This window comes from Mycobacterium bohemicum DSM 44277, assembly GCF_001053185.1.
Classification (GTDB): Bacteria; Actinomycetota; Actinomycetes; order Mycobacteriales; family Mycobacteriaceae; genus Mycobacterium; species Mycobacterium bohemicum.
The window spans coordinates 449907-472650 of the sequence record NZ_CSTD01000001.1 but is presented as its reverse complement, the minus strand read 5'-3'; the positions used below and the strand labels follow the sequence as shown (position 1 = coordinate 472650).

20 protein-coding genes and 3 pseudogenes are annotated in these 22744 nt (G+C 69.4%); 4 read left to right on the top strand and 19 right to left on the bottom strand.

Going from position 1 to position 22744, the window contains the following annotated elements:
- Positions 1–301 precede the first annotated feature (301 nt).
- Positions 302–3241, bottom strand: a complete 2940-nt coding sequence (locus BN971_RS02345) for an MMPL/RND family transporter (protein WP_245836726.1) — start codon at positions 3239–3241, stop codon at positions 302–304.
- Positions 3238–3669: an MmpS family transport accessory protein gene (locus BN971_RS02340; RefSeq protein WP_085180965.1), complete on the bottom strand. Its 432-nt coding sequence runs from the start codon at positions 3667–3669 to the stop codon at positions 3238–3240. Before BN971_RS02340 ends, BN971_RS02345 begins: the two co-directional genes overlap by 4 nt.
- 231 nt (positions 3670–3900) lie before the next feature.
- Between BN971_RS02340 and BN971_RS25525 the strand changes: the two are divergent.
- Together BN971_RS25525 and sigC are read left to right on the top strand one after the other, a co-directional pair.
- Positions 3901–4539 (top strand): annotated as a pseudogene (locus BN971_RS25525) (DUF2275 domain-containing protein); the annotation flags it as partial.
- A 180-nt stretch (positions 4540–4719) separates the two neighbouring features.
- The gene (gene sigC / locus BN971_RS25520) at positions 4720–5274 is read left to right on the top strand and encodes an RNA polymerase sigma factor SigC (protein WP_245836751.1); all 555 of its coding nucleotides are present in this window, start codon (positions 4720–4722) and stop codon (positions 5272–5274) included.
- A 39-nt stretch (positions 5275–5313) separates the two neighbouring features.
- Here the strand turns inward: sigC and BN971_RS02330 are convergent, their stop codons facing one another.
- From BN971_RS02330 to dprE2, 4 genes are read right to left on the bottom strand one after another with little or no spacing between them, the layout of a single operon-like run.
- The gene (locus BN971_RS02330; protein WP_085180963.1) at positions 5314–6045 is read right to left on the bottom strand and encodes a cobalt-precorrin-6A reductase; all 732 of its coding nucleotides are present in this window, start codon (positions 6043–6045) and stop codon (positions 5314–5316) included.
- The gene (gene cobM / locus BN971_RS02325; RefSeq protein ID WP_085181134.1) at positions 6045–6800 is read right to left on the bottom strand and encodes a precorrin-4 C(11)-methyltransferase; all 756 of its coding nucleotides are present in this window, start codon (positions 6798–6800) and stop codon (positions 6045–6047) included. The genes BN971_RS02330 and cobM overlap by 1 nt, the downstream gene beginning before the upstream one ends.
- Complete coding sequence (cbiE, locus tag BN971_RS02320) at positions 6797–7969, bottom strand: precorrin-6y C5,15-methyltransferase (decarboxylating) subunit CbiE (RefSeq protein ID WP_085181135.1); 1173 nt, start codon at positions 7967–7969, stop codon at positions 6797–6799. The genes cobM and cbiE overlap by 4 nt, the downstream gene beginning before the upstream one ends.
- The gene (dprE2, locus tag BN971_RS02315) at positions 7966–8715 is read right to left on the bottom strand and encodes a decaprenylphospho-beta-D-erythro-pentofuranosid-2-ulose 2-reductase (protein WP_085180962.1); all 750 of its coding nucleotides are present in this window, start codon (positions 8713–8715) and stop codon (positions 7966–7968) included. Before dprE2 ends, cbiE begins: the two co-directional genes overlap by 4 nt.
- A 35-nt stretch (positions 8716–8750) precedes the next feature.
- Between dprE2 and BN971_RS02310 the strand changes: the two genes are divergently transcribed.
- Entirely contained in the window at positions 8751–9164 is a 414-nt protein-coding gene (locus tag BN971_RS02310; protein WP_085180961.1) for a F420-dependent biliverdin reductase, read from the top strand.
- A gap of 70 nt (positions 9165–9234) precedes the next feature.
- Here BN971_RS02310 and BN971_RS02305 read toward each other — a convergent pair whose 3' ends face one another.
- The 6 genes and pseudogenes from BN971_RS02305 to BN971_RS02275 form a co-directional block, all read right to left on the bottom strand.
- Complete coding sequence (locus BN971_RS02305) at positions 9235–9453, bottom strand: hypothetical protein (protein ID WP_085180960.1); 219 nt, start codon at positions 9451–9453, stop codon at positions 9235–9237.
- Positions 9454–9519: 66 nt separating this feature from the next.
- Positions 9520–9723: a hypothetical protein gene (locus tag BN971_RS02300; RefSeq protein WP_085181133.1), complete on the bottom strand. Its 204-nt coding sequence runs from the start codon at positions 9721–9723 to the stop codon at positions 9520–9522.
- 24 nt (positions 9724–9747) lie between these two features.
- Positions 9748–10131 (bottom strand): ADP-ribosyltransferase domain-containing protein, encoded by a 384-nt coding sequence (locus BN971_RS02295; RefSeq protein ID WP_090349761.1) that lies wholly within the window; start codon positions 10129–10131, stop codon positions 9748–9750.
- 23 nt (positions 10132–10154) lie between these two features.
- A complete protein-coding gene (locus tag BN971_RS02290; RefSeq protein WP_249262698.1) occupies positions 10155–10484 on the bottom strand; it encodes a hypothetical protein in 330 nt (109 codons plus the stop codon).
- Between the two features lie 98 nt (positions 10485–10582).
- A pseudogene (locus BN971_RS02285) lies at positions 10583–12040 on the bottom strand (alpha/beta hydrolase-fold protein); the annotation flags it as partial.
- Between the two features lie 165 nt (positions 12041–12205).
- Entirely contained in the window at positions 12206–13333 is a 1128-nt protein-coding gene (locus tag BN971_RS02275; protein WP_085180958.1) for a M24 family metallopeptidase, read from the bottom strand.
- 76 nt (positions 13334–13409) lie between these two features.
- Here BN971_RS02275 and BN971_RS02270 point away from each other — a divergent pair, with 76 nt between their 5' ends.
- Positions 13410–14369, top strand: a complete 960-nt coding sequence (locus BN971_RS02270) for a 5'-3' exonuclease (RefSeq protein ID WP_085180957.1) — start codon at positions 13410–13412, stop codon at positions 14367–14369.
- A gap of 2 nt (positions 14370–14371) precedes the next feature.
- Here BN971_RS02270 and BN971_RS02265 read toward each other — a convergent pair whose 3' ends face one another.
- From BN971_RS02265 to pafA, 7 genes and pseudogenes are all read right to left on the bottom strand, one after another.
- On the bottom strand, positions 14372–15115 hold the full coding sequence (locus tag BN971_RS02265) for a DUF4333 domain-containing protein (protein WP_085180956.1): 744 nt from the start codon (positions 15113–15115) through the stop codon (positions 14372–14374).
- Positions 15116–15179: 64 nt separating this feature from the next.
- Positions 15180–17898 (bottom strand): annotated as a pseudogene (locus tag BN971_RS02260) (DEAD/DEAH box helicase).
- A complete protein-coding gene (gene tatC / locus BN971_RS02255) occupies positions 17888–18751 on the bottom strand; it encodes a twin-arginine translocase subunit TatC (protein WP_085180954.1) in 864 nt (287 codons plus the stop codon). Before tatC ends, BN971_RS02260 begins: the two are co-directional and overlap by 11 nt.
- Positions 18752–18890: 139 nt before the next feature.
- On the bottom strand, positions 18891–19142 hold the full coding sequence (gene tatA / locus BN971_RS02250) for a Sec-independent protein translocase subunit TatA (protein ID WP_085180953.1): 252 nt from the start codon (positions 19140–19142) through the stop codon (positions 18891–18893).
- A gap of 83 nt (positions 19143–19225) precedes the next feature.
- Entirely contained in the window at positions 19226–20212 is a 987-nt protein-coding gene (locus BN971_RS02245; RefSeq protein WP_085180952.1) for a helix-turn-helix transcriptional regulator, read from the bottom strand.
- Positions 20209–21213, bottom strand: a complete 1005-nt coding sequence (locus tag BN971_RS02240; protein ID WP_085180951.1) for a helix-turn-helix transcriptional regulator — start codon at positions 21211–21213, stop codon at positions 20209–20211. Before BN971_RS02240 ends, BN971_RS02245 begins: the two co-directional genes overlap by 4 nt.
- 120 nt (positions 21214–21333) lie before the next feature.
- Positions 21334–22692, bottom strand: a complete 1359-nt coding sequence (pafA, locus tag BN971_RS02235) for a Pup--protein ligase (protein ID WP_090349756.1) — start codon at positions 22690–22692, stop codon at positions 21334–21336.
- Positions 22693–22744 lie beyond the last annotated feature (52 nt).

Here is a 22744-nt window from a genome sequence, read left to right as displayed (position 1 = left end):
CAGGTACGGGTTGGACAGCCGCAAGGAAACGGGTTGATTGGCAATAGCAGCCGGGACGAGGTACGGAATTCCGCCTGAGGTCTAACGAGAGCTCTTTGAAACTGGGTGATTTCATACCCTTCGACGGATACGGCCGGATTTACCCGCACGGTTTCGAATCACGACCAGGATCACGACCGTGCGGTCGGCATCGGATTCCTGGGGTAACCGGCATCGCGGATGGCTGTGCACGTTGCCGGCGACGAGGAAGGGCGCAGTCAGCCGTCGGGATCGATGCCCGTAAGCGTGCCGATCGGATTCGTCAGTCCACGCCCGAATAGGTGGGCCGCTGGACGGTCGCGGCGGTGTCGGCGCATCCGCCATTCGGCTCCCCACCAACAGGAGGCGGGCTTCCGAGAAGGCGCTGCCCAACACGCCTCGGCACGTGAATTGCCGGCCGCGGACGCACCTTCAGCGGCCACCAGAACCAACGCCCGAGCAGCGCGGCGATCGACGGCGTCATGAACGAGCGGACGACCAGCGTGTCGAAGAGCAGGCCTAGGCCGATGGTCGTGCCGGCCTGGCCGATCGAGCGCAAATCGCTTGCGGCCATGGACATCATCGTGAAGGCGAAGACCAACCCCGCCGAGGTGACGACCCCGCCGGTTTCGCCCATGGACCGGATGATGCCTGTCTTCAATCCCGCGCCGAGTTCCTCCTGGAACCGCGACACCAGCAGCAGGTTGTAGTCGGAGCCGACGGCGAGAAGGATGATCAGCCCGAACACCGGCGCGATCCAGTTCAGCTCCAGCCCTAGAATGTGTTGCCAGACAAGGACGGACAGCCCGAACGCGGCGCCCAGCGACAGCAGCACGGTGCCGACGATCACCAGCGAGGCCACCAGCGCGCGGGTGATGATCACCATCACCACGAAGATCAGCGTCAGGGCCGCGATCCCCACGATCAGCAGGTCGTATTGCGAGCCCGACTGGATGTCGCGGTAGATGGCCGCGGTCCCGGCGAGGTAGAACTTGGCGTCGGTCAGTGCCGTGCCCTTGACCGCCTCGTGGGCGGCGGCCAGTTCGGGTTGGACCGCGGAGATGCCCGCCGGCGTCGCTGGGTCCGCGTCGTGGGTGATGATGAAGCGCGCGGCCTTGCCGTCCGGCGACAGGAATAGCTTCAGGCCGTGCTGAAAGTCGGTGTTTTGGAAGGCTTCCGGCGGGAGGTAGAAGTAGTCGCCGCTCTTGGAGGCGTCGAAGGCCTGTCCCATCGCGCTCGCGGTGTCGGTCATCTGGGCCATCTGCGTCACCAGGCCGGAGAAGCTGCTGTGCATCGTCAGCAGGGTCGCCTGCATCGATCTGGCGACGGCGATGATCGGCGGGAACTCGGCGACCATCTGGGGCATGATCGCGTCGATGTTGTTCATGTCCTTGATCAGGGTGCTCATGTTCTCGCTGAATTTGTCCACGCCGTCGATCGCCTCGAACACCGACTTCGTCGCCTGACAGACCGGGATGTCGAAACAGTGCTGCTCCCAATACAAGTAGCCGCGCAACGGGCGGGCGAAGTCGTCGAAGTCGGCCAGGTGGTCCCTCATCTCGTCCAGCGTGGCCTGCATGTCGTGCATGTCCCCGACCATGTGGTGGGTCCTGTCGCTCATCTGCCCGACGAGCGCCTGCATGCGTTCCATCGAGGCGATCATCGCGCCGAGATCGTCGCTCATCTTCAGCATGTCGCCCGTGCGGTCCCTCATGAACTGCAGGTTCTCCCGGATCGGGATCGACTGCGCGCTGATCTGGAACGGGATCGAGGTGTGCTCGATCGGCCCGCCGAGCGGTCGGGTGATGCTCTGCACCATCGCGATTCCCGGCGACCGGAAGACGTCCTTGGCGAGCTTGTCCAGGATGATCATGTCGCCGGTGTTCCGCATGTCGTGATCGCTCTCGATCATGAGGATGTCGGGATTCATTGTGGCGGCGCTGAAATGGCGCTCCGCGGCCTCGTATCCGACGTTCGACGGCAGGTCGCGCGGGATGTAGAAGCGGTCGTTGAAGCTCAGCTTCATGCTTGGCATGATCATGATCCCGACGAGGGCGATCAACAGCGACGTGACGAAGATGGGGCCGGGCCAGCGGACGGTGGCGGTGCCCATGCGCCGCCATCCCCGGGTCTTGATCATCCGTTTCGGGTCAAGCAGGCCGAAGCGAGTGGCCACCGCGACGACGGCCGGCGCGGCGGTCAGCGCGCCCGCGACCACGACGAGCAGACCCAGCGCCGACGGGATGCCCAGCGCCTTGAAGTACGACAGTCGCGCCAGGTGCAGGCAGAACGTGGCGCCGGCGATCGTCAGGCCCGAGCCCAGGATGATGTGGAACGTGCCCCGGAACATGCTGTAGTAGGCGGCTTCCCGGTCCTGCCCCGCCTGACGGGCCTCCTGGTACCGGCCGATGAGGAAGATCGCGTAGTCGGTTCCCGCCGCGATCGCCAGTGAGGACAACATCGCGACGACGAACGTCGAGAAGCCGAGCAGGTCGTAATTGCCCAGCATCGCGACAAGTCCTCGGGCGGTGCCCATCTCGAATCCGACCATGACCAGGACGAGCAGGACCGTGCTGATCGAACGATAGGCGAGGAAGAGCATGATCATGATGACCACGCCGGTCACGCCCATCATGGTGAACATGCTCTTGTCGGCGGCCTCGTTCATGTCGGTCGTCAACGGCGCCGGCCCGGTGACGTAGACCTTGAGGTCCTTCGGGGGCGCCGAACGGTCGACGATTTCCCTTATCGCCCTGACGGATTCATTGCCCAGGGTGCTGCCCTGGTCGCCGGCCAGGTTGAGTTCGACATACGCGGCCTTGCCGTCTCGGCTCTGCACACCCGCCGCCGTCAGGAGGTCTCCCCAGACGTTCTGCACGTGCTGAACGTGCTTGGGATCGGACTGCAGCCTGCGCACCAGCCCGTCGTAGTAGCGGTGCGCCTCCTCCCCGAGGTCGTTCTTGCTTTCAAGGACGACCATCGCGATGCTGTCGGAGTCCGATTCGTGGTACTTCTCACCGATGCGCTCAGCGGCGATCATTGCCGGCGCATCCTTGGGCGACATCGTCACAGCATGATTGCGGGCGACCGATTCGATCGGCGGCACAAGCACATTCAGGGCGACCGTCAGCAGCAGCCACCCGATGATGATCGGCCACGCGAACCGGTGGACGAACCGCATGAACTTCGGCCGGGGCGCGTTATCGGCGCCGTGGGCGTTCATGCGGCCTTCACCAGGCATGACGTCTGGGCGTGGTAGCCCGCCGAGGTTTGCTCGTCCTTCACTTCACCGTTGACCGTGATCCGGCAACCGAGGCTGTCGCTGTCGCCCTGAGCGACGACGTTGGCGAGCACGGCCGGCACCGTCGTCGTGATCGTGTAGGTCCAGGGGAGGCTCCCGAAGTCCGCCTGTTGCGGCTCGGCGTTGTTGCCCAGGTAGCTCACGCTTCCCGTGGTGTTGCCCGGCCCGTACACCTCGTAGGTCACGCGCTTGACGTGCGACGGGTCCAGCGCCTTCGCGCTGCTACCGGTCGCCGAAAAGATCGCCTCGGAGCCGAAGGCGCCGCGCAGCTTGTCCACGGCGACACCGCCGAGCGCGACGGCCACCGCCACGACGAGCGGTATCCACGCCCTTTTGAGAAAGGTCAACACCGAAGTTTCCTTTCACTCTCGTGGCCCGGTGCCCCTGGCGCTGTCTCACCCTCGCGCGCCGGGGCGAGTAGGGCCGTGCGTCCCGGAGACAACGGTCATCCGGTTCGCATTTGCCAGTGCATCGCCTGGTCGGGCTCGATCCCTCGACCACATGTATACCATACCCCCTAGGGTATTTTCTCCACCAGTGAATGCCGCCGCGGGTGCGGTGTCTTTGCGCACCGACCGGCGATGCGCAACGATGCAGGGATGCGGTGCGACGTTGCGCGGGAGGCGCTTTCTGCGCGACTGGACGGCGAGCGTCCCGAGGTGCTCGCCCAGCAGGTCGACGCCCACCTGGAGTCGTGCCGCGGCTGCCGCGCCTGGCTGATCGGCGCGGCGGTGCAGACCCGCCGATTCGCCTCGCTCCAACCCGGGCAGGCGCCCGACCTGGTGAACACGATCCTGGCGAGCGTCGACGCGGCCGCCGCCGGCCGGCGCGGTCGCTGGATGCGCGCACTGCGGTCGCGCTACCGGCGCTGGGGGCTGATCGCGGTCGGCGTTTTCCAGGTCGCGATCGCGGCGGCCCAGATCGGCGGCATGGACTTCGGCATGGTGTCGGCGCACATGCACGGGGCGATGTCGGGTCAGCACCTGATGCACGAGTCGACGGCCTGGCTACTGGCGCTGGGCCTGGCGATGATCGCCGCGGGCGTCTGGCCGGTCACCGCGATCGGCGTCGCGGCCATCACCGGGGTGTATACGGTGGCGCTGTTGAGCTACGTGATCGTCGATGCCCTCGACGGCGAGGTCACCGCGGCGCGCATCGCCAGCCACATGCCCCTATTGCTCGGACTGGCCTTCGCCTTGCTCGTGGCGCGCGAGCGCGTGGGGACGCATTCCTCGCGCGACGCCGATGTGTCCCGACTCGACCGCGCCCCGGCGCCGTCGCCCGCCGGTCGGCGGCGCGGTCATTTGTGGCCCATCAACCGGTCGACAGGCAACCCTGCCGTAAGTTCTACGACGCTGCGTCGTAGACTGTCCGAGCCCGCGAAACGAAGGTGGTTGGCCATGACCGCGTCGAGCGATGACGAGGCCGTTACCCGGCTGGCCCTCGCGGCCGCGGGCGGCAACGAGCGTGCGCTCGAGGCGTTCATCAGGGCCACGCAGCAGGACGTGTGGCGGTTCGTCACCTATCTGTCGGACGCCGGCACGGCCGACGACCTGACCCAGGAAACCTTCTTGCGCGCGATCGGCGCCATCGAGCGGTTCTCCGGGCGATCCAGCGCGCGAACGTGGTTGCTGTCGATCGCCCGGCGGGTGGTCGCCGACCACATTCGACACGTCCGGTCGCGACCGCGCACCGCCACCGGCGCCGACCCCGAACAGGCCGTTCGGGGCGGCCGCCATTCTCGCGGCTTTGAAGACCTGGTCGAGGTGACGACCATGATCGCCAACCTCACCACCGAGCAGCGCGAAGCGCTCCTGCTCACCCAATTGCTCGGCCTCCCCTACGCCGACGCCGCCGCGGTCTGCGGCTGCCCGGTGGGCACCATCCGGTCCCGCGTCGCCCGCGCCCGTGATGCACTGATGGCCGACGCCGAACGCGAGGACCTCACCGGCTGACTCCCGACGATCGGGCCGCGACACGCACCACGATGCGGGTCAGGTGAGGCACAGGGCCGCAACCCAGGTGGCCGCCTCGTCCACCGTGCCGACGGCCTGCACGCCCGCCGGCAGCGGCGGGCGGGCCACCATCACGATCGGGATGTCCAGCGCGGCCGCGGCGTCGAGTTTCGCCCGGGTCATGTCGCCGCCGCTGTTCTTGGTGACCAGTGCGTCGACGCGGTGCTCGCGCAGCAGCGCGAGTTCGCCGTCGTAGCGATACGGCCCGCGCGACAGCACCACGTGGTGGTGGCGCGGCATCAGGGCCTGCTCGGGCTCGGTGACCGCGCGGATCAGAAACCAGGCGTCGCTGCCGGCAAAAGCCGCGACACCCGAGCGGCCGGTGGTCAGGAAGATCCTCGAATAGCCCTGCCGGGCAACGACTTCGGCCGCCTGCGCGTCCGACGCGACCACCATGGCGTTGCCGGGATCCCATGCCGGGCGGGCGAGCACTACGTGCGGTAACCCCAAATCGCCGCACGCCTGCGCGGCGTGGGCGGTCATGGTCGCCGCGAACGGATGGGTGGCGTCGACGACGGCATGGACGCGTTCGTCCCGCAGCCAGCGCCGCAACCCGTCCACCCCACCGAATCCGCCGACTCGCACCGGGCCGACCGGTAGCGCGGGATCCGGCACCCGGCCCGCCAGCGAACTGATGACGTCGACGCGCGGGTGCAAGGCCTTGGCCAGCGCCCGGGCCTCGGCGGTGCCGCCGAGCAGCAGAACCCGCATCAGTGCCGGCCCCCTCGCGTGCGCCCGGCGGAATACAGGTAGCTGTCGGTGAACCCCTCGGCGGCCAGCGCATCGCCGACGATGATGACGGCGGTCTTGGTGATGTTCGCCTCGTGCAGCTGCGCGGCGATGTCGGCGAGCGTCCCGCGCAGCACGGCCTGCTGCGGCCAACTGGCGAACGCCACCGCGGCGGCAGGGGTTTCGCGTCGGTATCCACCGTTCACGAGCTGCTCGACGATGGTGTCGATCTGCGCGGCGGCCAGGTGCAGGACCAGCGTGCCGCCGGAGCGGGCGAGCGTGGCCAGGTCCTCCCCGGGCGGCATCGGCGTCGACAGCGTGGCCACCCGCGTCAGTGTCACGGTCTGCGCGACCCCCGGGACCGTTAGTTCCCGTTTCAGGGCGGCCGCCGCCGCGGCGAAGGCCGGCACGCCGGGCACGATTTCGTAGTCGATGCCGAGCGCGTCGAGGCGGCGGCACTGCTCGGCCAGCGCGCTGTAGAGCGACGGGTCACCGGAGTGCAAGCGCGCCACGTCGTGGCCGGCGGCGTCGGCGCGGGCGAGTTCGGCGAGGATCTCCTCGAGCGTAAGGGGGCCCGTGTCAATCACTCTGGCGCCAGGCGGGCACAGCGCGAGCAGGTCGTCGGGCATGATCGAACCGGCGTAGAGGCAGGTTGCGCACCCCTGGATCAGGCGCTGGCCGCGGACCGTGATCAGGTCGGCCGCGCCGGGGCCCGCCCCGATGAAGTAGACCGTCACCGGGTCACCGCCCATTGGGTGACCGGGTGCTGCGGGCGCCATCCGGTGAAGCCGCCAAGAGGTTCGCCGTGGTAGTGCTGAAAGCGTTTCAGCTCGCCGCCCAGCCTTGAATAGTATTGCGCTATAACTGCTTCCGACTCCACGGTGACCGCGTTGGCGACCAGGCGCCCGCCTGCGGGCAGGTGGTGCAGGCAGGCGTCGAGCAAACCGGGCTGGGTCAGTCCGCCGCCGATGAAGACCGCTGACGGGGGCTCCGCCCCGCCGAACGCGTGGGGCGCGGCCCCGCGCACGTCGATGGCGGCACCGAAAGCCGCGGCGTTGAATTCGATGTTGCCGCGGCGCCGCTCGTCGTGTTCGAACGCCACCGCGGCGCAACCGGGCCAGCTCAAGCACCATTGGACGCTGATGCTGCCCGAGCCCGCGCCGACGTCCCAGAGCCGTTCCCCGGGGCGGGGCGCCAGCGCGGCCAGGGTCGCCGCCCGGATGCCCAGCTTGGTGATCTGACCGTCGTGGGCGAACGCGTCGTCGGGCAACGGCGTGACGCGTTCGTCGGGCAGGTAGCGGACAGCGGTGAGGTTGAGGTCGTCGAGGCCCAACGGTGGGTCTTCGGCCCATTGCCGGGCCGTGCCGTCGCGTCGGTATTCGTCGGGCGCGCCGAGCCTTTCGAGGATCGTGATCGCGGAGTCCGAGCGACCGTGCGCGTCCAGCAGCCGGGCCAGCGCCGGCGGTGTGGAACGGTCGCGGGACAGGACGATCGCCCGGCCGCCGCGGCGCACCGCGGTGTGCGGCTCGGCGGTGACCAGGCTGATCACCTCGGTGTCCTGGACGTTCCAGCCCATTCGCGCGCACGCCAGCGTCACCGACGACACGTGGGGCAGCACTTTCACACGGTCGGCTCCGTGCAGCCGGATCAGCGTGCCGCCGATGCCGTGCAGCAGCGGGTCGCCGCTGGCGACGATGTGGACGTCGCCGTCGTTGTGGTCGAGCAGAGCCTCCAGCGCGGGCAGCATCGGCGACGGCCACTCCCGTCGCGGCGCGGTAACCGTGTCGTCGAGTAGGTCGAGTTGTCGCCTGGAACCGTAAATGACTGCGGCCCGGTCTAATTCGGCACGCGACGTTTGAGCGAGCCCGGCCATGCCGTCGGCGCCGATGCCGACCACCACGATCATCGCGGCATCCTGCGCCACAGGGACTGCGGCAGCAGCCGCAGCACGACCGACGCCGGCCCCAACGCCCACGGAATCCACACGGTGCGACGGCCTTTGGCCAGAGCGCGTGCGGTGCTCGCGGCCACCTTGTCCGGGGTGCTCGACAGCGGTGCCGGCTGCATGCCCTGAGTCATCCGCCCGATCACAAACCCGGGGCGGGCGATCAGCAACCGAACCCCGCTGCCGTGCAGCGCGTCGGCCAATCCGCTGGCGAAGCCGTCCAGTCCGGCCTTGGCCGAGCCGTAGACGTAGTTGGCGCGGCGCACGCGGGCACCGGCGATCGAGGAGAACACGACCAGGGAGCCGCGGCCGGCTTCGCGCATGGTGGCGGCCAGGTGCGTGAGCATGCTGACCTGGGCGACGTAGTCGGTGTGCACGACGGCGACCGCGTGGGCGGCGTCGGCTTCGGCGCGGGCCTGGTCGCCGAGGACGCCGAAGGCCAGCACCGCGGTGCCGATGGGGCCGTGCTCGGCGACGATCGAACTGACCAGCGGGCCGTGCGACGCGAGGTCGTCGGCGTCGAATTCCGTGGTATGCACTTGCGCGGCGCCCGCTTCCCGCAGGGTGGCGATCTGCTCGTCGAGCTGATCCGCCTTGCGCGCCGCCAGGACGACCGTGGCGCCGGGAGCCAGGCGGCGCGCGAGTTCGATGCCGATCTCGCTGCGCCCGCCCAGAATCAGAACCGGACCCGTGCCCGTGTCGCCCACGGCTGCGATTATCGCCTGCGCTAGCGTGGGCGGTGATGGCGAATACCACTACCCGGCTCACCGACGATGCGCTGGCGTTTCTGTCCGAACGTCATTTGGCCATGCTGACCACGCTGCGCGGCGACGGTTCCCCTCATGTGGTGGCGGTGGGATTCACCTTCGACCCCACGACGCATATCGCGCGAGTCATCACCACCGGCGGCTCCCAGAAGGCCGTCAACGCCGATCGCGGCGGGGTCGCCGTGCTCAGCCAGGTCGACGGGGCGCGTTGGCTTTCGCTCGAGGGTCGGTCCAAGGTCAACAGCGACGCCGACGCGGTACGGGACGCCGAGCTGCGCTACGCCCAGCGCTACCGAACCCCGCGCGCCAACCCGAAACGGGTGGTCATCGAGGTGCAGGTGGAGCGGGTGCTGGGGTCATCGGACTTGTTGGACCGGGGCCGCGAGTAACACCACCCGTTCGCGGCAGCCCTCATTTTGGCGGCGGGCACCGCGGTCGTCACGGTACCGAAGAGGTAGTTCAGACCTCTTTTTTCGGCCGCTCATACTCTGTACCGGAGGTGTCATCCCAGAATTTGGGAGACACCTCGGTTGCTCGATCTTCCGGAGCTACAGCGTCAACTTTTGCCTGGAATTCCGCAAACGCCTTCCGGGCGTGCGTCAACTTCTCTTCCGTCGGTGGCTTCACGCCTGCCTCCTCCGGGGTCGAGAAGATTTTTCCAGCGATTTCCCTACTCACTTGGACTCCTGGCGACTCGTCGACTCAAATGTTTTTATTTTGCGGCCCTGAAAGCTAATAGCCGGCTCAGGTTTCGTACTCGGTGCCAGATATGTCGTCCCAGAATTTAGGCGATACTTCTTTGACCCTGTCTTCGGGAGCCACGGCATCAATCATCTCTTCGAACTCATCGAATAGTTTTTCCGCGTGCGCCAACTCCTCGTCCGTTGGCGGGGTAACGCCCGCCTCTTCAGGTGTAGAGAACGTCTTGCCTGCAATTCTCTTGCTCACTCTGGAACTCCCGTCGTCCATCGCCTACCGCCCACCCGACCGTTCGACCATACGGATAACTGTCCTACCGGTAATCGGGTCAGTCACATTGCTCATAACATAAAACTTCGTGCCCGGTGGGAAAAGTATTTCCTGTTCGCCGGGAAACATTGAGGCAGACGAGATGTCTCGACCGGTACTAGACATAATTCGAAACTCGACATTGCCGGCAAACAGAGGAGACCGCGCCACGGCTGGATTCGTTGTAGTGCTTAAGAACGCATCCTCGGTAATGATCTCACCCGGCGTGTACTGCGCGAGAGCTTCAGGGGGCAGGTTGGTGCCCCGAATTACCGGGCCGTGGTATGGGGGGAACTTCTGCAACGCGGCGGTCAGCGCTTGAACACGAGCATGTTGAGACGCGTCCATCGCATCGCTCCTCAACGCACTGTTTAGCTCTCCGGCGCGGCCGGCGCCTGCAGCACGCCGGCGCCGCCTCCGAGGGTCGAGGCCGCCTCGGCCTTCGAATAGTTCGACGCGCCCTGCTGGATCAGGGCCCCGCTGTGCCGGCACGCGTTGATCCCGGCCGCCGCGGCCTTGAGCAACGATTCGGCCGCGTCCTGGTACCCCAGGCCGAACACCATGCCGGCGGCGTCCAGGCCGGTGTGCGCCGCGCAACCCGTGCTCAGAACGGTCAGGTTGGCTTCGAGGCCGCCGCCGGCGGCAACCACGGCGCTGCCCGCGGCGAACAACGCCTCGGGATCAACCACCAAGGGAGCCACGCGCGAGATTCTTGCGCAGACCGCGACTCGACGCTATTCACCCCATGCCCCGCTGCCGCCCAAAAGGCCGGGTCGGCAACGCAATCCGCGCGTACCCCTCACCGCCCGGCCGACAGGCTGATGCGGTGACGCCCCGCCGGCACCGCGACGGTCGCCTCGGCCGGCTGCCCGTCGAGTAGCACCTCGACGCCCGCGGGCATGCCGCTGAGCTTGATCTGCGTCGCGGTGTCGGTGGTGACCGTGATCGTCGACGACGGCAACCCGGCCAGCCCGGCGCGCGCGACGTCCACGGCCAGGCCGGCGACCCCGGTGAGCCGCAACGTCAGATACGGCAACGGAGCGATGGAAGGCCCCACCCGCCAATCCAGCTCGCTGTACAGGCCCGGCGTGGGCTCGAAGTTCACGAATGCGCCCCGGCGGTGCCGAACCGTGTGCGTGGGGTCGGGGCGGGCGTAGGACCGGGCGTCGACCTCGGCCACGGCCCCGCGCCGCGCCGTCACCGCGGGATCGGCGGCGAGTTCCGACAACCACCACACCCGGTGCGGGCCGATGCCGAGCTCCGGGCGCACCAGCTGCGGATGCCACGCGAACGTGATGTGGCCCGGATCCGCTTGGCGCAGGCCGGTTTCCATGTGCGAGATCGGATCCTCGAACCGGTCCTGCAGCACCCAGGCAAGGTGATCTTCCAACGGGTAGACGGTGAACCGGTGCCGGTACCCGAGCCGGTCGAACTCGAGCACCTGTTCGGCCACCGAGGCGAAGGGCACGAGTTCGTCGACCAGGCCGTGGGCGATGACGTAGGGCAGCCAGCGGGCATTCACCAGCAACTTGTACGTGTCGCCCTCGCGGGCGCACGGCGAGGTCGGGTCGAGGTCGGCGGGGATGTCGACGTCGGGAAGCAGCCGCACGCCGCAGGCCGGCGGACCGGCCAGCACGACCGCCTGGGCGAACACCTGCGGGTAGCTCAGGCCGAGCTTGTAGGCCGCATATCCGCCCATCGAGTAGCCGGAGACGACCGTGCGATTGGGGTCGGTGCCCAGCTGCTCGGCGACCCGCGCCCAGACTTCCCAGACGTCGAGCTCCCCGGTGTCGAAGTACCACGTCGACGGGCCGCGGGCCAGCGGGGTGATCACCACCGAGTCGCGCCGTTCGCACACCTCGTGCAGCAGGCGCGGGTCGATCGCGGCGAATTGGTTCTGCCCTAACGCAAGGGAGTGCAGCAGCAGCGTCAACGGCAGCGCGCGGCCCGGCGCGTAGCTCGACGGCAGGCAGATCGAGTAGGGCTGCACCCGGCCCAGGAACACCGGCTTGGTGCTCAGGATGTCGCTGGCGGCCCAGCCTTGTTCCACGCCCTGACCGAGCTCCACCGACGACACGTACCAGCGCGTCGACGGGCCGGTGATGACCGGTTCGGGGTCGGTTTCGCCGGCGGCAAGCCGATCCCACGGCACGCTGATGGCGAACCTCGACACGTCGCCACTGGTCAGTGCGGCGGCCTGCGCTGAATCCGACCAGAAGTTCAGGTGCGGCGGCTCCTGGTCGCTGGTGCGAAACGCCCTCGGGCATGCCGCCTTCCACGATGAGGTCGGCCGGCGGCGCGGGGGCCGGCGCGACGGGGTGGGTCAGCGCGTCGGCGATGTGGCGCGCGATGCGGATCGGCAGCAGCGGGAGGTCAAGGATCGACACGCCGCCCAACGTACGCGGCGTCGGTGACACCCCTGCTAGGACGCGGGGACGACGATCAACTCGTGCGGGCGGCTGTTGACCGCCGCGGCGCCGTCGTCGGTGACGACGACGATGTCCTCGATGCGGGCTCCCCAACGGCCCGGGAAGTAGATCCCCGGCTCAACCGAAAACGCCATGCCCGCGGCCAGCGGGAGGTCGTTGCCGGCGACGATGTACGGCTCTTCGTGAACCGACAGTCCGATGCCGTGACCGGTGCGATGGACGAAATATTCCGCGAGCCCCTCGGCGGCCAGCACGTCGCGGGCGGCGGCGTCCACCTGCTCGGCGGTGATCCCGGGACGAACCGCCTCCAGGCCAGCGCGCTGGGCCCGTTGCAGCACGGAATACTGTTGCGCCACAGCGGGTTCGGGTTCACCGATGCTGTACGTGCGGGTGGAGTCGGAATGGTAACCGGGCTCATAGGCTCCCCCGATGTCGACGACGACGACGTCTCCGGCCCGCAGTTCGCGGTCGGAGTAGCCGTGGTGCGGGTCGGCGCTGTGTGGGCCGGAGCCGACGATGATGAACGCCACCTCTGAATGCCCTTCGGCCACAATGGCTTCGGCGATGTCCGCGGCGACGTCGGCCTCGGTCCTGCCGGGCCGCAGGAACTCCGGCACGCGGGCATGAACCCGGTCGATCGCCGCGCCGGCCTTGCGCAGCGCGTCGATCTCGCACTGCTCCTTGACCATCCGCAGCTCCCGCATGATGCCGGTGGCCAGGATCGGCGGCGCGCCGAGCACCCCGGCCAGCGGCAGCAGGTGCAGCGCCGGCATGGAGTCGGTGACCGCGGTCGCGGCCGCACCGCCACCCAGCGCGGCGCCCACCAGCCGGTAGGGGTCGTCCCCGTCGACCCAATCCCGCACCGCCAGGCCCAGTTCCGCGATGGCCGACTCCTTGAGGGAGGCCAGCTCGAGCCGGGGCACCACCACCGTCGGGTCGCCCGACGCCGGCAGCACCAGCGCGGTGAGCCGCTCGTGCGTTTGCGCGCGCGAGCCCAGGAGGTAACGCAGGTCGTATCCGGGGGTGATCACCAGACCGGTCAGGCCGGCGTCGGCGGTCGCGGCGGCCGCGGCTGCCAGGCGGCGGGCGTACACCGAGGTGTCGAACCGGTGAGCATCCATGGCAGCCAGGCTATCCGCGCGCGGCCCCCGATGTCGGCAACACCTCGGCGTTCGGTGGCGTGAGAGCATAGCCGGCATGCCATCGCCGCTGCTGCTGCTCGACGGGCCGAGCATGTGGTTTCGCTCCTACTTCGGCGTGCCCTCCTCGATCACCGCGCCGGACGGCCGTCCGGTCAACGCGGTGCGCGGGTTCCTCGACTCCCTGGCGGTGGTGATCACCCAGCAGCGGCCCGGTCGGCTGGTGGTGTGCCTGGACCTGGACTGGCGCCCGCAGTTCCGGGTGGACCTGATCCCGTCCTACAAGGCGCATCGCGTCGCGCACGACGAGCCCGCCGGCGAGCCCGACCTCGAGGAGGTGCCCGACGAGCTGACCCCCCAGGTCGACATGATCATGGACCTGCTGGACGCGTTCGGCATCCCGACGGCGGGCGCGACCGGCTTCGAGGCCGACGACGTGCTGGGCACCCTGGCGGCGCGGGAAAGCCGCGACCCCGTCGTCGTCGTCAGCGGCGACCGGGACCTGATGCAGGTGGTGTCGGACGACCCGGTCCAGGTCCGGGTGCTGTACCTGGGCCGCGGGATGGCCAAGGCCTCGTTGTTCGGGCCGGCCGAGGTCGCCGAGCAGTACGGCGTCCCGCGGGACCGGGCCGGCGCGGCCTACGCGGAACTGGCGTTGTTGCGCGGGGATCCGTCGGACGGCCTGCCAGGTGTGCCGGGTATCGGGGAGAAGACGGCGGCCACCCTGCTCGCCCAGCACGGGTCGCTGGCGGGAATCCTTGCCGCCGCCCACGACCCGAAGTCCAAGATGGCCAGGGGACTTCGCGCGAAGCTGCTGGCGGCAACCGACTACATCGACGCCGCCGGCCGCGTGGTGCGGGTGGCCACCGACGCGCCGGTCACGCTGTCGACGCCGACCGACGCGCTGCCCCTGATCGCGGCCGACCCCAACCGCACGGCGGAATTGGCGACCGGGCTGGGTGTGGGCTCGTCGATCGCGCGCCTGCAAAAGGCGCTCGACCGGCTACCGGCGCAGTAGCGCTACTGCGGGCGGCCGACCTCGTAGGTGCCCTTGTTGTCCTGGAACGTCACGGTCACGTGCTTGGCGGCGCCGTCGATGCTCACGTCGCAGTCGAAGGTGCCGCCCTTCTTGACGACGGGGTCCTGGCCGTGGTTGCACTTGACGTCCTTGACGTTCTTGGCGCCGTAGCCGTTGGTTTCGTCGGTCAGCACCTGCTGCACACCGGCCTGGGCCTTGTTGACGTCCAGCTTGGTGGTGACGAACCACCCCGGCCACAGGAACCCGAGCACCGCGACGGCGGCGATCAGCACCACGCCGACCGCGGCGGCCACGCCGCCGATCAGCGCGGCGGAGCGCTTCTTGCCCGGCTGCTCGTACGGCGGGTACTGCTGCGGGTACTGGCCCGGCTGACCGTACTGGCCCGGCTGTCCGTACGGCTGGCCGTACTGGCCCGGCGGGCCGTACTGGCCGGGCGCACCGTACTGGCCGGGCGGCGCGTACTGGCCGGGCTGGCCGTACTGGGCCGGCTGACCGTAACCCGGCTGCTGGGGGTAGGGCTGGTACGGCTGCTCGGCCGGCTGCTGATACTGCGGGTACTCGGCCGGCGGCGTGTAGGCGGGCGCCTGCCAGGTGGCCTCCTGGCCCTGCGGCTGCTGCTGCCACGGCTGGTTCTGCACCGGACCCACCTGGGTCGCTTCCGAGGACGGATCGCCGCCTTGCCCCGGCGGTTGCCATTGCTGGTCGGATCCTTGCGGTCCGCTCATCGTTCTCCTCAGCCCCTCACGATTCGGCTCTGGCTTACGGGTCCTACCGTAGCTTCGGCTCAGCCTACCCGGCGTCAACTGCGACGACGCCGCGCCGAACGTCGTTGATGGCGGCCTTGGCGGTCGATCGCAGCTCCGGATCGGGCGCGGCGTTGCGGACCTGGTCGAGCAGGTCCAGCACCTGCCGGCACCAGCGGACGAAATCGCCCGCCAACAGCGGCGACCCGGCACCGGTGGGGTCGACCGCCGCCAGCGCCGCGGCCAGATCGCCGGTCTTCGCCCACCGGTAGATGACGTTGACGAACCCGTCGTCGGGCTCCCGGCTCGGGTTGATGCGGTGGGCCTGCTCGTCGGCGCGCAGTTCGGCGGACAGCCGCGACGTGTGCTGCAGCGCCTGGCGCAGGCGCTGGGTGGGCACCTCGGCGGCCATGGCGGCGCTGGCCTCACCGCCGCGGCTCTCGTAGACCACCGCGGAGACCACCGCGGCCAGCTCGGGCGGTTTCAGCTCCGCCCACGCGCCGGTCCGCAGGCATTCGGCGACCACGAGGTCGCTTTCGCTGTAGATCCGGGCCAGCAACCGGCCGTCGTCGGTGACACGCGGATCGTCGGCCGGGCCTTCGATGAAGCCGCGCTCACTGAGCAGCGCGACGATGCGGTCGAACGTGCGGGCCAGCGAGTTGGTGGCGGCGGCGACCTTCTTCTCCAGCTGCTCGTTGTCGCGTTCGATGCGCAGATAGCGCTCGGCCTGCCGCACCCGCTCCTCCAGTCCGGCGCTGTTGTGCAACGGATTCCGGCGCAGCTCCGCCCGCAGGGACGTCAGCTCCGGGTCGTGAAACCCGCCCTCAGCGCCGAAGCCGTCGGCCCGGCCGGCGCGGCGCGCGGCCGGGACGTCCAGGCCTTCGACGGCAGACCGCAGCGCGGAGGCGAGGTCGCGGCGGACCCGCGGCTGGCGGTGCTCGATCCGCTTGGGCAGCGACATCGAACCGACCGGTTCCGACGCGCCGGAGTAGTCCGCCGAGGAGATGCGCCCCGCCCAGCGGTGCTCGGTGAGCACCAGGGGTCGCGGGTCGGAGGAGTCGCGGGCCGGCTCCAGCACCACCGCCAGCCCGCCGCGGCGGCCGTGGGTGAGGTTGATGATGTCGCCGCGGCGCAGCGCGGCCAGCGCGTCGCCGGCGGCCTGCCGTCGTTGCAGCCGGGACGCCCGGGACTGCGCCCGTTCCATCTCCGAAATCCGCGCCCGCAGCCGGGCGTACTCGAGGATCGGCGCCTTTGGCCCGCCGAGTTCGGCCGCGATCTCGTCGAGCATCGCCTTGCCGCGCTCGATGCCGCGGACCAGCCCGACGACCGAGCGGTCGGTCTGGTACTGGGCGAAGGACTGCTCGAGGAGCCGGTGCGCCTGCTCGGGGCCCAGCTGGTGCACCAGGTTGATCGTCATGTTGTACGACGGCGCGAACGAACTGCGCAGCGGGAAGGTGCGGGTGGACGCCAGGCCGGCCACCGCCGACGGGTCGGTGGTGTCCTCGTTGGGGTTCCATAGCACCACCGCGTGGCCCTCGACGTCGATGCCGCGCCGCCCGGCGCGGCCGGTCAACTGCGTGTACTCCCCCGGCGTCAGCGGCACGTGCTGCTCGCCGTTGAACTTGACCAGGCGTTCGAGCACCACCGTGCGCGCGGGCATGTTGATGCCCAGCGCCAGCGTTTCGGTGGCGAACACCGCCTTGACCAGCCCGGCGGTGAACAGCTCCTCGACCGTGTGCCGGAACGCCGGCAGCATCCCGGCATGGTGGGCCGCCAGCCCGCGCAGCAACCCCTCGCGCCACTCGTAGTAGCCCAGCACGGCGAGGTCGGAGTCGGCGAGGTCGCCGCAGCGGTGCTCGATCACCTCGGCGATCTGCGCGCGCTCGGCCTCGGAGGTCAGCCGCAGCGGTGATCGCAGGCACTGGGCGACCGCGGCGTCGCAACCGGCCCGCGAGAAGACGAACGTGATCGCCGTCGCGGCGTGGGCCCCGCCAGTCCGACATCCGGTCGGCCTCCAGCCGATTCGCGATGGACCGCAGCAGGTCGGGATCCACCCGCGGCTTCCCGGCGGCGTCCGGCTCGGCCCGCGAGTAGTCGAACAGGTCATAGAGCCGCTTGCCCACCATGACGTGTTGCCACAGCGGCACCGGCCGGTGCTCGTCGACCACGACGGTGGTGTCGCCGCGCACGGTCTGGATCCAGCCGCCGAACTCCTCGGCGTTGCTGACCGTGGCCGACAGGCTGACCAGCCGCACCTCGTCGGGCAGGTGCAGGATCACCTCCTCCCACACCGGGCCGCGCATCCGGTCGGCGAGGAAGTGCACCTCGTCCATGACGACAAACGAAAGTCCATGCAGCGCAGGCGAATCGGCGTAGAGCATGTTGCGCAGCACCTCGGTGGTCATCACCACCACGGGCGCGTCGGCGTTCACCGACAGGTCACCGGTCAGCAGCCCGATCCGCTCGCGGCCGTAGCGCGCGGTCAGGTCGGTGTGCTTCTGGTTGCTCAGCGCCTTGAGCGGCGTGGTGTAGAAGCACTTGCCTCCGGCCGCCAGCGCCAGGTGCACCGCGAACTCGCCGACCACCGTTTTGCCCGCGCCGGTGGGCGCGCAGACCAGCACGCCGTGGCCCCGTTCCAGCGCCGCGCAGGCCCGCCGTTGGAAGCCGTCGAGCGCGAACGGCAACTCCTCGGTGAACCGCGGCAGCTCGACGAGTTCGGTCGCCGCGTCGGGCGCCGGCGGTCCCGCCCGCCCGCTAGGTGACATCGTCGTGCTGCCCGGCGGTGAACGACGGCTCGGGTATCGGTGCGGGCGCCTCGATGACCGACGCCTGGTCGTCGGGAATCTCGGCCTGGGCCTGCCGCTTGGCTTTTCGCCGGTCATGCAGCCGGGAAATCTGGATGGCGAACTCCAGGAGCACCGACAGCGCCACGCCCAGCGCGGTCATCGAGAACGGATCGGATCCCGGCGTGAACACGGCCGCGAACACGAACATCCCGAAGATCAGGCCGCGCCGCCACGACTTGAGCCGCTCATAGGGCAGCACGCCGACCATGTTGAGCATCACGATGAGCAACGGGAACTCGAAGCTGACCCCGAAGACGATCAGCAGGTTGATCAGGAATCCGAAGTACCGGTCCCCCGACAGCGCGGTCACCTGCACGTCGCTGCCGACGGTCAGCAGGAATCCCAGCGCCTTGGACAGCACCAGGTAGGCGAGCACGGCGCCGGTGACGAAGAGCAACGCCGCGGGGATCACGAAGGCGATCGCGAACCGTCGTTCCTTCTGATACAGCCCCGGGGTGATGAACGCCCAGAGCTGGTAGAGCCACATCGGGCACGCCAGCACGATCCCGGCCGTCATCCCCACCTTGAGCCGCAACATGAACTGGTCGAACGGCGCGGTGGCGAGCAGCCGGCACTGGCCGTCGGCGCTGATGCTCGCCCGCGCCGACTGCGGCAGCGAGCAATAGGGGTGCCGCAGCCAGTCCCCCAGGCTCTCCAGGCCGAAGATCGAATGCGAGTACCAGACGAACCCGAAGATGGTGGTGAGCAGGATGGCGGCCAGTGCGATCAGCAGCCGGGTGCGCAACTCGGTCAGGTGATCGACCAGCGACATCGTCGCATCGGGATTGGTGCGGCTGCGACGCTGGCGGGGGTTCAGTCGCTTCAGCAGGCCAGCCGTGCGCGCTGAAGATATCGGGGATTTCACGATGCTCGATCAGTGGCGCTCGCGCACCGCGACGGCGATTGCCGCGCTAGGCCGGGCGTGCTTCGGTGTGCCCCTGCTCGGCGGCGGGGGGTTCGACCCGCTGCGACTGCACGGGTGCGGGGCTCTCCAGTGCGGACGTGTCGGTCTTGTTCTCGCTCTGCATTTCGCGGAGTTCGGATTTGAAGATGCGCATCGACTTGCCCAGCGAACGCGCCGCATCGGGGAGCTTCTTCGCGCCGAAGAGCAAGATCACCACGACAGCGAGGATCGCCCAGTGCCAAGGACTAAGACTGCCCACTTTGTTTACCTCCAGTCGTCCACCCGATGTTACCGCAGCCGGGGGCGGTGCCGGCGTGACCGCGCCCAGGATCGTCCGGGCGGTCACCCCTGCCCGTCGTCCTCGGCGCTGGCCTCGTAGGCCCGCACGGCGTCCGCCGCCGCGTCGCTGACGCGCGCCGCGAGGGACTGCGGCCGCAGCACCCGCACCCCCGAGCCGAAGCCCAGCACCAGGCGCGTCATCCAGTCCTCGGAGGCGTAGGTCATGACGGCTTCACACGACCCGTCGGGAAACTCGCGGACGTCCCGCATCGGGTAGTACTCCAGCATCCAGGACGCATGCGGCGCGATCCGCAGCGTGGCCGACGGCAGGGATGGGTCCCCGTCGAACAGCGACGTGTCGGGCGGCGCCGCCAGCACCGGCTCGGGCGGAGCCGCCGGCTCGCCGAGCTCGCTGGCGTCCACGATCCGGTCGAAGCGGAACAGCCGCACCCCTTCGGCGTCCCGTGACCACGCCTCCAGGTAGCTGTGACCGCCGATCAGCAACACCCGGATCGGGTCGACGACCCGGCTGGCCAGCGCGTCGCGGGACGCGGAGTAGTAGTCGATGGTCAGGGCCTGCCGGTGGCGAACGGCCGTTCGCACCGCGGCCGCCACCCGATTCTCGGCGGGCGCCGGCTCCTCGGTGGCCGCCGCCGCCCCGGTGGCCTCCCGGCCCACCGCTCCGGCCGCGGCCTCGATCTTGGCGATGGCGCTGCGCGCCGCCTCCGGGTCGACCACGCCGGGGATGTCGGCCAGCGCCCGCAGCGCCACCAGCAGGCCGGTGGCCTCGGGCGAGGTGAGCTTGAGCGGCCGGTCGATGCCCGCGGAGAAGGTCACCTGGATTCTGTCGCCGGAGAACTCGAAGTCGATGAGGTCCCCCGGGTAGTAGCCGGGCAGGCCGCACATCCACAGCTGGTTGAGGTCTTCCTCGAGCTGCTGGACCGTCACCCCCAGGGCCGCGGCGGCCTCGGCCCGGGTGATGCGCGGGTTGGCCTGGAAGTACGGGACCATGTTGAGCAGCCGGACCAGGCGGGTCGACACGGGGGTCATGGGCGCCGCTCCTGCGCCCGCAGCCGGGCCAGGACGTTCTCGCGCAGGGCCTGCGGCTCCAGCACGACGGCGTCCGCGCCGTACCCGGCGATGTCGCGCGCCAGGAGGTCGGCGGAACGGATGTCGAGTTCGATCACCTCGCCGTCGCGGTCGCCCAGCCGGCGCGAAGCCAGGGAGCGTCCCGCGCGCCGCAGCGCCGTGGCGCGTCCGTCGGCGACCCAGACCCGGGCCCGTCCGCTCGTCGGCGCCTCGGTCAGCTCGGTGACCTTCTGCGCCACCATCGCGCGCAGGTCGACGCCGTCGGGGACGGTGACCGCACCGGCCGGGCCGATGGGGGTGACCTCGCTCCCGATTCGGGAGAGCCGGAAGACGCGGGTGTCGTCGCGGTCGCGGTCGTGTCCCACCAGGTACCAGCGGCCCCTTTCGGTGACCACCCCCCACGGCTCCACGGTGCGCACGCTGAAGGGCTCGGCCCGCGAGGATCGGTGCTCGAATTGCACCGCCCGCCCGGAATCGATGGCGGACAGCAGGATCCCGAGGACGCCCTCGGAGCCGCGCAGGCCGGGCACGCCGGCCGGGGAGGCGATCGCCACGGGTGCCCCCGTCTCCATCGGGTCGACGTCCACCCCGGCGGCGCGCAGCTTGAGCAACGCGCCCTGGGTGGCGGTGATCAGTTCGGGCGACTCCCACAACTGGGTGGCGACGGCGACCGCGGCGGCTTCGTCCGGGGTGAGTTCGACGGGCGGCAGGGAGTAGGCGTCGCGGTTGATGCGGTAGCCCTCGGTCGGGTCCAGCGCCGACACCCTGCCGACCTCGAGGGGGATGCCGAGGTCACGCAGCTCGTTCTTGTCGCGTTCGAACATCCGCGAGAACGCCTCGAGGGAGGGGCTCTCCGAATAGCCGGCGACGGTGGACCTGATCTTCTCGGCGGTGATGAAGCCGCGGGTGGACAGCAGAGCGATGACCAAGTTGACCAGCCGCTCGACTTTCGAGATCGCCATTTGCACCAGGTTATTCGATGGCCCGCGCCCGGCGTTGTCACGCGGCCGGCCGCGTTGTTATTGCCATGCGCCCCGGCCGCGTCGGTCTGGAGAGGCGGCACCGACTCTCGAATTCGGCAGTTACATGCTCGCGATGAGCCGCTTGACCCGCTCGTCGACCGCCCGGAAGGGGTCCTTGCACAGCACCGTGCGCTGCGCCTGGTCGTTGAGCTTGAGGTGCACCCAGTCCACGGTGAAGTCGCGGCCCGCCGCCTGTGCGGCGCTGATGAACTCCCCCCGCAGCCGGGCCCGCGTGGTCTGCGGCGGGGTGTCGACGGCCTCCGCGATCTCCTCGTCGGTGGTGACCCGCGCCGCCAGACCCTTGCGCTGCAGCAGGTCGAAGACGCCGCGACCGCGTTTGATGTCGTGGTAGGCCAGGTCGAGCTGGGCGATCTTCGGGTCGGACAGCTCCATGTTGTAGCGATCCTGGTAGCGCTGGAACAGCTTGCGCTTGATCACCCAGTCGATCTCGGTGTCCACCTTGGCGAAGTCCTGGCTTTCGACGGCGTCGAGCTGGCGGCCCCACAGGTCGACGACCTGCTCGATCTGCGCGTTGGGCTCGCGGGTCTGCAGGTGCTCGACGGCGCGGCTGTAGTACTCGCGCTGGATGTCCAGCGCGCTGGCCTGGCGCCCGCCGGCCAGTCGCACGGGCCGGCGACCCGTGACGTCGTGGCTGACCTCGCGAATGGCGCGGATGGGGTTGTCCAGCGAGAAGTCGCGGAAGGGAACGCCGGCCTCGATCATCTCCAGCACCAGCGCCGCGGTCCCGACCTTGAGCATCGTCGTGGTCTCGCACATGTTGGAGTCGCCGACGATGACGTGCAGCCGGCGGTACTTCTCGGCGTCAGCGTGCGGCTCGTCGCGGGTGTTGATGATCGGCCGGCTGCGGGTGGTGGCCGACGACACGCCCTCCCAGATGTGCTCGGCGCGCTGCGAGAGGCAGAACGTCGCCGCCTTCGGCGTCTGCAGCACCTTGCCGGCACCGCAGATCAGCTGCCGGGTGACCAGGAAGGGCAGCAGCACGTCGGAGATCCGGGAGAACTCGCCGGCCCGCACGATCAGGTAGTTCTCGTGGCAGCCGTAGGAGTTGCCCGCCGAGTCGGTGTTGTTCTTGAACAGGTAGATGTCGCCGCCGATGCCCTCGTCGGCCAGCCGCTGCTCGGCATCGATCAGCAGGTCTTCCAGCACCCATTCACCGGCGCGGTCGTGGGTGACCAGCTGCACCAGGCTGTCGCATTCGGCGGTGGCGTACTCCGGGTGGCTGCCCACGTCCAGGTAGAGGCGGGCGCCGTTGCGAAGGAACACGTTGGAACTGCGGCCCCACGACACCACCCGCCGGAACAGGTAGCGGGCCACCTCGTCGGGGCTCAGCCGGCGATGACCGTGAAAGGTGCAGGTGACACCGAACTCGGTCTCGATGCCCATGATTCGTCGCTGCACCCAATCGAGGGTACTGGCTGCGGGCGCGGCTGGGGCGAAAGCTCCCGGGTAC

Bases quoted from the DNA above. Each gene is read 5' to 3' on its own strand.
- BN971_RS02345 (WP_245836726.1), bottom strand. From the start codon at position 3,241: ATGAACGCCCACGGCGCCGATAACGCGCCCCGGCCGAAGTTCATGCGG.
- sigC (WP_245836751.1), top strand. From the start codon at position 4,720: ATGACCGCGTCGAGCGATGACGAGGCCGTTACCCGGCTGGCCCTCGCG.
- BN971_RS02330 (WP_085180963.1), bottom strand. From the start codon at position 6,045: ATGCGGGTTCTGCTGCTCGGCGGCACCGCCGAGGCCCGGGCGCTGGCC.
- cbiE (WP_085181135.1), bottom strand. From the start codon at position 7,969: ATGATCGTGGTGGTCGGCATCGGCGCCGACGGCATGGCCGGGCTCGCT.
- BN971_RS02310 (WP_085180961.1), top strand. From the start codon at position 8,751: ATGGCGAATACCACTACCCGGCTCACCGACGATGCGCTGGCGTTTCTG.
- BN971_RS02295 (WP_090349761.1), bottom strand. From the start codon at position 10,131: ATGGACGCGTCTCAACATGCTCGTGTTCAAGCGCTGACCGCCGCGTTG.
- BN971_RS02275 (WP_085180958.1), bottom strand. From the start codon at position 13,333: ATGGATGCTCACCGGTTCGACACCTCGGTGTACGCCCGCCGCCTGGCA.
- BN971_RS02270 (WP_085180957.1), top strand. From the start codon at position 13,410: ATGCCATCGCCGCTGCTGCTGCTCGACGGGCCGAGCATGTGGTTTCGC.
- BN971_RS02265 (WP_085180956.1), bottom strand. From the start codon at position 15,115: ATGAGCGGACCGCAAGGATCCGACCAGCAATGGCAACCGCCGGGGCAA.
- tatC (WP_085180954.1), bottom strand. From the start codon at position 18,751: ATGTCGCTGGTCGATCACCTGACCGAGTTGCGCACCCGGCTGCTGATC.
- BN971_RS02245 (WP_085180952.1), bottom strand. From the start codon at position 20,212: ATGACCCCCGTGTCGACCCGCCTGGTCCGGCTGCTCAACATGGTCCCG.
- BN971_RS02240 (WP_085180951.1), bottom strand. From the start codon at position 21,213: ATGGCGATCTCGAAAGTCGAGCGGCTGGTCAACTTGGTCATCGCTCTG.